Source organism: Ligilactobacillus salitolerans (genome assembly GCF_003864415.1).
GTDB classification, from domain to species: Bacteria; Bacillota; Bacilli; order Lactobacillales; family Lactobacillaceae; genus Ligilactobacillus; species Ligilactobacillus salitolerans.
This window is the reverse complement of the sequence record NZ_BFFP01000059.1, coordinates 1-9556: the sequence shown is the minus strand read 5'-3', so window position 1 is coordinate 9556 and position 9556 is coordinate 1. Positions and strand designations below refer to the sequence as shown.

Genomic DNA, 9556 nt, shown 5'->3' with positions numbered 1-9556 from the left:
TGATTATCTGGGCGGCAGTCTTTAAATGTAGTTGAACTACAGAGGTGAAACACCTATACCAGTTGACCAAAGCCAATGACAATTAGAGGTTATCATGTAGTGTCCAACAAAGAAAGTAACAACAGTCACTAAAACTTGGTTTAAAAACCAATGTTTAATCTTATAATACGAGAGGTGATATTTAATGAATGAAAAAAGTTTACAAACGTTGGAATACGCAAAGATCAAGCAGAAAGTCCAAAATCATCTGGTGACTGAGGCTGGGAAAAAGGAACTGCGTGAATTGGAGCCCTTTACTGAGGTGGAAAAGGTTCGCGCTGCTTTAGATGAAACCAAAGACGGGGCAGACCTGCTGCGCTTAAAGGGAGGGATCTTGCTGCCGCAAATCGGTGAGATCGGTCCATTTTTAAAACGGTTAACGATCGGGGCAACTTTAAATGCTAAGGAGTTAGCAGCAATCGGTAAAGTTTTACGGGCTACTAGTGAGGTGCGGCGTTTTTTCCGGGAGCTGCAAAATGATGAGTTGGCTTTAAAAAAACTCTATCAAGTCGTCGAAGAGCTTCAGACCTTACCCGAGGTTGCCAAGCAATTAACTGTTTCGATAGAAAACGACGGACATGTGACTGATGATGCATCAAGTCTGCTCAAGAGCATCCGGCATCAAATTACTAGCACAGAACAAAACATTCGCGAAACCCTAGCTAATTTTACCCGCGGCAAATCAGCAAAGTACCTGAGTGAATCCGTAGTCACACTCAGACAAGATAAATATGTCTTGCCGGTCAGGTCTGAGTACCGCAATAATGTTGCGGGCAGGGTCATTGATCAAAGTACCACAGGACAAACACTTTTCATTGAACCCAAACAAGTTGCAGCACTAAATGAGCGCCTGACACAGCAGGAGGCTGCACAGCAAGAGGAGATCCGGCGGATCTTGCGGGAACTTTCAGAGTTGATTGCCCCCTATACCGACGAGATCGGTTCGAACGCGCAGGTTCTAGGTCATTTGGATTTGGTGAATGCTAAAGCTTTGTATGCCAGAGACATTAATGCGACTGAGCCGTTTTTGAGTGAAGATCAGTCTTTGTATCTTAGACAGGCATGGCATCCACTGTTAGATGCCAAGAAGGCTGTTAAAAATGATATTATGCTGGGTCAAGATTTCAAAACACTGCTGATCACAGGTCCTAATACTGGTGGAAAAACAATCACTTTAAAGACGATTGGGTTGATCCAGATCATGGGGCAGGCTGGTCTTTTCGTTCCAACTAATGAAGGCAGCCGGATCTGTGTTTTTGATGAGATCTTTGCCGATATCGGCGATGAACAGTCGATCGAGCAGAATCTAAGTACTTTTTCCTCCCATATGACAAATATTGTGGATTTCTTGGAAAAAATTTCTCCTCGTTCCTTAGTGCTGTTTGATGAATTGGGTTCTGGGACCGATCCCCAAGAAGGGGCGGCGCTGGCAATCGCAATTTTAGATGATGTGGCGGCTAAGGGCAGTTCTGTCGTTGCCACGACTCATTATCCAGAATTAAAAGTTTATGGCTATGAACGGCCTGAAACGATCAATGCTTCGATGGAGTTTGATAGCGAGACCTTACGTCCGACGTACAAATTGCTGGTTGGTTTGCCGGGACGCAGTAATGCCCTGGATATTTCCCGTCGTTTGGGCTTGTCTTCAACTATCATCGATTCTGCGACAGAGTTAGTGTCGCAGGATAGTCAAGAATTGAACAACATGATCGGGGACTTAGTTCAAAAAAGACATGATGTTGAAGAGGAAAGGGTTCAAACTCAACAATATTTGACTGAGGCAGAGGAACTTCAAGCTGATTTGAAAAAAGCTTACGCAGCTTTAAACCGGGAGCGAGATAATTTAATTGCAGCAGCCAAGAAAAAAGCGAATGAGATCGTAGAAAAAACCTCCAAGCAGGCTGATCAAGTGATTTCTGACTTGCGTCAAATGCGCTTAAACGGTGGAAGCAACATTAAGGAAAACCAGTTGATGGATGCTAAGGGCGAGTTGAATTCCTTGCATCAAAACGAAAAGCTGCAAAAAAATAAGATTTTGCAGCGCGCCAAGAAACAACATGATCTGCAACCCAATGACGATGTACTAGTCAAGTCATATGGGCAAAAAGGTGTCCTGCTGCGTAAAGCAGGCAATCATGACTGGGAAGTTCAGATCGGTATCTTGAAGATGAAGATCAATGAAAACGATCTAGAAAAAATCAAGGTTCCTGAACAGAATGAAAGAGGCGCACGGACAGTTGTTAAGCGCACAGGCAGCAGTGGGATCTCAACCAGTCTAGATCTGCGCGGGCAGCGGTATGAGGAAGCTTTGACTAATGTCGACCGATATTTGGATAGTGCTCAGCTCGCCGGGTATTCTTCGGTCACTCTGATCCACGGCAAGGGGACTGGCTCTTTGCGCAAGGGTATTACAGAGTACCTAAAAAATAATCGCGCGGTGAAGAATTTCGAGTATGCTCCACCTAATGCCGGTGGTAATGGTGCCACAGTCGTTCATTTCAAATAAAAGCGATCGATTTAAAAAAGGCTTAGAAATCAACCGAGATCTCTAAGCCTTTTTGATATGTGAGCATAAATGAGCTGAAACGGTAACTTCAAGATGAGTAAGCCTTGGAGATCGATGTGAAGTTAACGTGATCTTCTCAATTCCGTTGCTTCATCATCATTAGGCTGGGGTGTGACCACGTCAGACTTGCTGAAATTTTCTGAAGGGAGAGTAGTCTCTAAGTCAATTTTGACTAGTAGTGTCACACTATTTTTTTTACTGCTGGCGACAATTGCCTCGCTCGGATGTCCAAGTTGATTCTGGATAGTCTCGGCTAAAAAGCCGGCTTCAAGCAAAAAATTAGCTTCTTGACCTAACCCTTGCCGAGTTTCGATGACCGGACCCGTCAACTCAAAAGTCTGAGTATTTTTCTTGCTTTTAACACGAGCGAGACTTCCCCAAGCAGCTTGTTTAAAAAAGAGGGGAATTTCTTCATCTTTAGTCAATACGAATTGCCGCGCAATTTTTTTGCCGGCCCAGTAGAGAATATCTCCCTCTTGACCGATCAACGAGGGCAGTAAAGCGTCGCGCAGAAGAGTAATTGAAAAGCTATTTGCAGCGATTGAAGTTTCATAAAATTTTTTGGACATCATTTGGGCTCCTTTAAATTACTAAATTTAATTATACATGGATTTGGCGTTTGAAAACAGAACTCGGCTAAAATAATTGCCCTAATTTGAAAATTGTAACGCAAAATAAAAACATCCTCAGTCTCTGCCAGGATGTTAATTTGTTTGTAAAAAATCGGAATTGGGCAAAGAGGAGGACGAACTTGTAAATCATGGACTTAAATCTTACCGCCTTGCCAGCTTGGCGAAAATCTTGCTGCTGCACAAACATTCGCCCAGATCAACTTACTTCAAAGGTTTAGAAAAGAGAAAAGTTAGCTGTATTCATCTGCTTTTAATAAAAAAGCACAGAAATCTTGTGACTTTAGTGATGGGATGAATGCACTCTTTGTGTGCGCTGAAGCACGTTTCTTTCTTTGTGACGGAAACTTGTGGGGATATTTTCGTTTGAGGGAACATATGTTTTGATAATCACACTGCTTTTTTATATACTATATTTAGTACTTTATGAAGATAGGGGATCAGGACATGAAAGATGAAAAGTTTTATAGTCGAAAGATGTTAAAAGATGAATTGGGTTGGACGGATAAGATGATCAAATATCTCCCCAAGCCTGCTAAAACAAAGCGAGGCTATTATGCCAGTCAGATCATACCTGTTTGGACGAAGGAACAAATTGACCAGACTTTTGCTTTACCTGAAGTGAAAGAAACGTATCACAAAAAGATAAAGAATAAAGCTAAGCGGCAAATCGCTGCCGCAAAAGCCGTTGAGACTAAAATTAGAAAAACTGTTGCTTTAATTGACGCGCAAAAAGTTGTTGTCACAAAAGTTGGCAAGAAAACTTTGAAGAAGACCGCTTACCAAGAACATGAAGTGTTCATGATGTTAAGAGGCAGAGAAGACGACGATCTTTGGGAAATCAATGATTGGAAAATTGTGAATACTATTAGACATAACTACACGAATTATGAAGAATTGCTTGCCATGATCGAAGGTCAAGTAGGTAAGAGAGACGCATATAGAATTGTTACAAATAAGGTGTATCCAGAAATCCTGAAGGCCTATCCAGAATATAAAGACACAATTGAGCAGCAAATGTCAGAACATCAAGCAAGATAAAAGGGATTTTTTGTCGGAGAAGAATTTATTATTAACGATACTAAGTGATTTTGAGATGCAGTGAGATGGGTTTAACGGATAAGGTATATGCGTTATTGACAGTGTGGTCACAACAAGCAAGGAACTGGAGCAGATCTTAGCAGCAATCTTCCAGCGGCTCATTTTTTAGACTTAATGTCATCAAACAGAAGAGTATAAAATGTTGGCTGATCGGGCTAAAAATTGGCTAAAAAAATAGCTAATAATCATTGCTCTTAATGAGAAATTGATTATTAGCTGTTAGATAAAATTATATTCACTTATTTTATTGGGCATACAGGGGTCGAACCTGTAAATTATGGATTCAGAGTCCACTGCCTTACCAGTTTGGCGAATGCCCAAAAACTCAACTCCATTAGTATACTTGGATTTCAATAATATGTCAAGCTAAATTCAAATTATTTTTTTGACTGACTAATGGAGTCTTTAAAATAGCGGATGAACGCGGTGAGACTGCCATTATTTTTGAGAATACTCAGTAAATTGATCTTTGTGCTTCTTTAAATAATGCAGCAGCTCATGTTCGTTGCGAAAAACGTGCGGGTGAACTTGACCATGCAGCCTGAGTGTGATCCGGTTGATTTTGATCCGTCCAGTCCAAGTATATGTGTGTTCGACGATGAAACGATTCAAATACTCGTCACCATCTTTTCCAAATTTTAGAACATATACTCTTTCAGGTACCATCAATGGATTAACGTGCTCTTTAGTGTATGGTATCTTGTTCGAGCGCAAGAAAACTTTAGTCCTTTTGAGCAAGTCTGATCCCCCCTTGTTGATAGTTTCCTGGCATATTCAATGACTAGCACCTATTATAACTCATTAACCAATAAAAATACTTAGTACTTTAAAGTTTTTCTGATAAAAAGAAAGAATGCTTGCAAAAGGTTGACTTACAAGCATTCTCTAGACTTAAATATTGCCATTATCACCCGTACGGGGATCGAACCCGTAACTCCGCCTTGAGAGGGCGACGTCTTAACCAATTTGACCAACGGGCAAAATTACTCTTTCTATTATACATGAGCTGGAGTAATTGTCAAACCAATTTGCTAATTATTTTTTTTGGCAAGCAATGTTATCAGTTTTATTATATGGGGATAATTGAAATCAATCATTCCACCAGTCGTCAAAGACTTGTGCCAACTTGGCCACGGCCAGTCCACGGTGGCTGACTTGATTTTTTTCTGCCATTGTCAGTTCTGCAAAGCTTTTCTTGAGCGGTGTGTAGTAAAACAAAGGATCGTATCCGAAACCGTCACTGCCTTGGGCTTTTGTTAAAATGTGACCTGAAACTTCGCTGGAAACACTGAGCGGTTCATGGTTTTTACGAACGACCACGATCGTACAGTGGAAACGAGCAGTTCTTTTTTCAAAAGGCAGACCAGCCAGATTTTGTAACAGTTTCTGGTTGTTGGCGGCGTCATCATGGTCACCGGCATACCGGGCAGAATGGATACCTGGTGCACCGTTTAAAGCATCAACAATTAAGCCTGAGTCGTCGGCCAGGACCGGCAGATCCAGGGCATTCATCAATGTGTTGGCTTTGATCAAGGCATTTTCCTCAAAGCTTGTCCCATTTTCGTTGATATCATATTTTTCAGGCAGGTCAGCCAATGTTTTGACTTCCAGTCCCTTTTCTTCAAAAATATTGCGATATTCAGCGGCTTTACCTGGATTAGCAGTCGCGATCAAAATCGTTTTCAAAGTAATCACCCCACGTTGTAATAAGTTCACTTTCATATTTGATTATGACAAAAATCAGTTCAAAAAGCTACTCTAGTTGTGAATTAACCAGTAAACTATGCAGGAGCTGATTTGAGAATTCAATGGTCTGAAAAAAATTTAAGACTGTCTTAAGCTTAGCAATGTATCCTATTGTTGTATTAGTTGAAATGCTAGGATGAGGTTGATTGTATTAGAAACAATATGTTTGATCAATTGTGTTGCTGTCAGAAGGAGGGAATGCATTATGGAAGTCTTCAGGGGAATATATAACGCATTGTTTCCAAGCCTTGCGCTGTGGGCGATAATAATTTTACTGCTGATGTGGGTATTTTAAACAGGAAAAGCAAGGCATCCGATAGATTCGGGTGCTTTTTTAGCTGGCAAATTTTTCAAACATTGGTTTGGCAAAAGGACAATGATTGGGCTGTATTGATTTAGTAAAATTTATGTTGAAGACAAGTCTATGTGGTATACTTGAAATATTAGATTTAAATGAGTTTGTCTTTTTACTAACGGCTGTTACTTGGCTGCTAGGCTAATTGCTGAGGAGGTTGACAGATGTCTGATTTAAAAGTGAATGTTAAAGATTTGAATAAAAATTATGGTAATAACCATGTCTTGAAAGGCATTGATTTTCAGGTTAAAAGTAATGAAGTCGTTGTTGTGATCGGACCATCAGGCTCCGGCAAAAGTACCTTGCTGCGTTGTTTGAACAAGTTAGAAGATCCGAGTTCGGGCTCGATCCAGATCGATGGAGTCGATATTAGTGATCCAAAAGTGAATATCGATCAAGCACGTGAAAATATTGGAATGGTTTTTCAGCATTTTAATCTCTTTGCTAATCTCACCGTGGGTGAAAACATTACATTAGCACCAACGCAACTGCATAAAAAGACACTGGAAGAAGCTCAAAAAGATGCACGGGCTCTCTTGGAAACCGTTGGTTTGACAGATAAATATGATGCTTTACCGGCTTCACTTTCGGGCGGGCAAAAACAGCGTGTGGCTATTGCACGGGCTTTAGCGATGAACCCCGATATCATGCTCTTTGATGAACCTACCTCGGCTTTGGATCCAGAAATGGTCGGCGATGTTTTAGAAGTTATGAAATCCCTAGCTAAAGATGGGATGACGATGGTCGTCGTGACTCATGAAATGGGATTTGCTAAAGAAGTAGCCGACCGAGTCGTCTTTATGGCCGATGGCAAGGTCATGGAGGAAGGGACTCCTGAGCAGATGTTTGATGATCCGCAAAACGAACGGACTAAGGCCTTCTTGAAGAAAGTTATTAACGTTTAAGGCCAGTTTTGGCTGAATTAGGAAATATTTTTGTATGGCACTGCAACTGTTAGTACAGCGCTTGAGCCTATCATTTATGCATTCTAAAAAGTGGAGGAATTAAAATGTTAAAAGTAATTTTGGTCATGCATGACGTGGCTCATCAAGACTATTATCGGATGAATAAAACCTACTTTGAAAGTATGCCTGTTGCAGGTCAGTACATCTATAACACTGATGCGATTGCTTATTTGGTAGAAGAAGTCGTTTCTTTTGCTGGTTATGTTTCCAGCAAGGGGGCAATTGCAGTCGTTGTGGTGACCCCGGCTGATCCTGAGCAGCCTGTCAGTCAAATCTATGGCTTGGATATTGAAGAGGATCTAGATGACTGATGGCGAGAGGTTAGGTTAAGCAATCATGGGGACAATACATTTCTATATCGCGCGGCATGGTCAGACCAGAGTTAACCGCTTGGCTCGCCTGCAAGGGACTACTGATTCGGCTTTGACAGTCCGTGGTCTGATGAATGCAAGGAGTTTAGGACGGCGCTTGGCGAATGTTCGCTTTAATGCAATTTTTGCAAGCAATTTAAAACGAACGCAAGAAACGGCAGATAATATTATTCAAATGAATTCATTTCCAGATCCACCGCGCTTTTTTCTAAGTGATCTGCGTGAATTTGATTTCGGGAAATATGAAGAGGTGCGTAAACGCAGTTTGCTCCCTAATGCTTTATGGACTCTAGGACCGATCCAGATCTTACGAACGGCTTTTGGACACAAGCATGCTAATGGTTTAGTTGACCTTTTTGATCGCATGGCCAATGATGTCCGTTTAGAGTCTAGCGAAGAACTCAGTCAACGGATGAGGCAGACACTTGAAGCAATTGCACGGGTCTACCAGGAGGGAGAGCCAAATATTTTGATCGTTACTCATGGTCTGATCTTGTCCTCTTTCATCGAAAGCCTAGGGGGAAATGTTCCGTTACTGTTGGTAAAAAATACAGACATTGTCCGGATCGATTATGATCAAGAAAAATTTATGATCGTGAACTCAAATTCTTTAGAGAAGAAGAGATAAGCAGTGAATCCACAAACTACCCAAATGTTGCATGATTTAGTCAGCCGCAAAATTGTTCCAGGGGTTTCATACGCAATGCTCCATCATGGGCAGCTCCAAGCAGAGACTTTAGGGGCGCGGCAGCTGATACCAGAAAAAGAGCCTTTAATACCTGGTCTTTACTATGATGTTGCTTCATTGACCAAGGTCGTTGGCACTACTCCAGTGATCTTGCAGTTAGTGGAAACTGGTCAGATCGGTCTTGATCAGGAGATCAAGCAGCTTTTGCCGCGTTTTCAGGATGACAAGGTCACCATACGGCATCTTTTGACGCACACTTCTGCGATCGGCGGCTATATTCCCAATCGCGACCAGCTAGATGGTCCTGACTTGTTGACGGCTATTTACCAGCAGCTCCATAGTGGACCGTTGTTGGGCAAAAAGGTGGTTTATTCGGATATAAATATGATCTTGTTAGGTCAGATCATCGAGCGTTTTTATAAACGACCGGTTCAAGATGTGATCACTAGTGAAGTTTTAAAACCGTTAGGATTGACGGAGAGTACGTTTAGACCGCCGCGCACCGAATGCGTGCCAACGGAATTTGATCCGCAGCGTGGCGGATTGATTCAGGGCAGTGTGCATGATCCAAAAGCAGCTTCACTTGGAAAACAGTGCGGTTCAGCCGGTTTGTTCATGACTTTAAATGACCTGCTCAAGTATTGTCAGTGGCTGCTGGGTCAGTTTCTTCCCAATACGGTTTTGTCTGAAAAAACAGTCTTAAGTTTATTTGCTGATCAGACCACTTTAAAAAATGGCGGGCGTTCTTTAGGCTTTGATCTTCGTTACACCCCGCAAGGTACCGCATGCTTGTATCACACAGGCTTTACCGGCACATTCCTGCTGGTTGACCGCAAGGAGCAAGATGCCTTGGCGGTCCTTACGAATCGGATCCACCCATCTGCAGCGAACCTCCAGTTTTTAAAAGCCAGAGACCAGCTGGTTTTGCAATATTTAAGAGAAAAAGGGCACTAGATAATTGGTTGGCTGCCAGCTTGAGGTTGGCAGTTGACCTTTTTTGGTGCGCCCGGCATGGGCAGTAACTAGGCGGTGTGAGTCCGCTGTGAGCCGTAGTGGTCGGTATCACAAGTCGAAGGCAAGGGTGTCTATTGCGAGG

9 protein-coding genes and 2 tRNA genes are annotated in these 9556 nt (G+C 42.1%); 6 read left to right on the top strand and 5 right to left on the bottom strand.

The genetic code is table 11. The features are described from left to right. Positions 1-184: 184 nt before the first annotated feature. A complete protein-coding gene (locus tag LFYK43_RS11625; RefSeq protein ID WP_124978472.1) occupies positions 185-2545 on the top strand; it encodes an endonuclease MutS2 in 2361 nt (786 codons plus the stop codon). Positions 2546-2667: 122 nt separating this feature from the next. Here the strand turns inward: LFYK43_RS11625 and LFYK43_RS11620 are convergent, their stop codons facing one another. After that, entirely contained in the window at positions 2668-3174 is a 507-nt protein-coding gene (locus tag LFYK43_RS11620) for a YslB family protein (RefSeq protein ID WP_124978470.1), read from the bottom strand. A gap of 507 nt (positions 3175-3681) precedes the next feature. On the opposite strand from LFYK43_RS11620, the gene LFYK43_RS11615 reads away from it, so the two are divergent. Further along, the gene (locus LFYK43_RS11615) at positions 3682-4275 is read left to right on the top strand and encodes a hypothetical protein (protein WP_124978468.1); all 594 of its coding nucleotides are present in this window, start codon (positions 3682-3684) and stop codon (positions 4273-4275) included. A 307-nt stretch (positions 4276-4582) separates the two neighbouring features. Here LFYK43_RS11615 and LFYK43_RS11610 read toward each other — a convergent pair. The 4 genes from LFYK43_RS11610 to LFYK43_RS11595 form a co-directional block, all read right to left on the bottom strand. Further along, positions 4583-4655 (bottom strand) — tRNA-Gln (locus LFYK43_RS11610). Between the two features lie 118 nt (positions 4656-4773). Then, entirely contained in the window at positions 4774-5073 is a 300-nt protein-coding gene (locus LFYK43_RS11605; RefSeq protein ID WP_124978466.1) for a hypothetical protein, read from the bottom strand. A gap of 169 nt (positions 5074-5242) precedes the next feature. Beyond that, positions 5243-5315: transfer RNA gene (locus tag LFYK43_RS11600), tRNA-Glu, on the bottom strand. Between the two features lie 109 nt (positions 5316-5424). Next, on the bottom strand, positions 5425-6021 hold the full coding sequence (locus LFYK43_RS11595; protein ID WP_124978464.1) for an XTP/dITP diphosphatase: 597 nt from the start codon (positions 6019-6021) through the stop codon (positions 5425-5427). A gap of 579 nt (positions 6022-6600) precedes the next feature. Here LFYK43_RS11595 and LFYK43_RS11590 point away from each other — a divergent pair. From LFYK43_RS11590 to LFYK43_RS11575, 4 genes are all read left to right on the top strand, one after another. Further along, entirely contained in the window at positions 6601-7341 is a 741-nt protein-coding gene (locus LFYK43_RS11590; RefSeq protein ID WP_124978462.1) for an amino acid ABC transporter ATP-binding protein, read from the top strand. Positions 7342-7445: 104 nt separating this feature from the next. Further along, positions 7446-7712: a LysR family transcriptional regulator gene (locus LFYK43_RS11585; RefSeq protein ID WP_124978460.1), complete on the top strand. Its 267-nt coding sequence runs from the start codon at positions 7446-7448 to the stop codon at positions 7710-7712. Between the two features lie 25 nt (positions 7713-7737). Beyond that, positions 7738-8400 (top strand): histidine phosphatase family protein, encoded by a 663-nt coding sequence (locus tag LFYK43_RS11580; protein ID WP_124978458.1) that lies wholly within the window; start codon positions 7738-7740, stop codon positions 8398-8400. Positions 8401-8403: 3 nt separating this feature from the next. Next, a complete protein-coding gene (locus LFYK43_RS11575; protein WP_229718033.1) occupies positions 8404-9414 on the top strand; it encodes a serine hydrolase domain-containing protein in 1011 nt (336 codons plus the stop codon). Positions 9415-9556: the final 142 nt, after the last annotated feature.

Coding starts and splice junctions, on each gene's coding strand:
- LFYK43_RS11625 (WP_124978472.1), top strand. CDS start 185: ATGAATGAAAAAAGTTTACAAACGTTGGAATACGCAAAGATCAAGCAG.
- LFYK43_RS11620 (WP_124978470.1), bottom strand. CDS start 3,174: ATGTCCAAAAAATTTTATGAAACTTCAATCGCTGCAAATAGCTTTTCA.
- LFYK43_RS11615 (WP_124978468.1), top strand. CDS start 3,682: ATGAAAGATGAAAAGTTTTATAGTCGAAAGATGTTAAAAGATGAATTG.
- LFYK43_RS11590 (WP_124978462.1), top strand. CDS start 6,601: ATGTCTGATTTAAAAGTGAATGTTAAAGATTTGAATAAAAATTATGGT.
- LFYK43_RS11585 (WP_124978460.1), top strand. CDS start 7,446: ATGTTAAAAGTAATTTTGGTCATGCATGACGTGGCTCATCAAGACTAT.
- LFYK43_RS11580 (WP_124978458.1), top strand. CDS start 7,738: ATGGGGACAATACATTTCTATATCGCGCGGCATGGTCAGACCAGAGTT.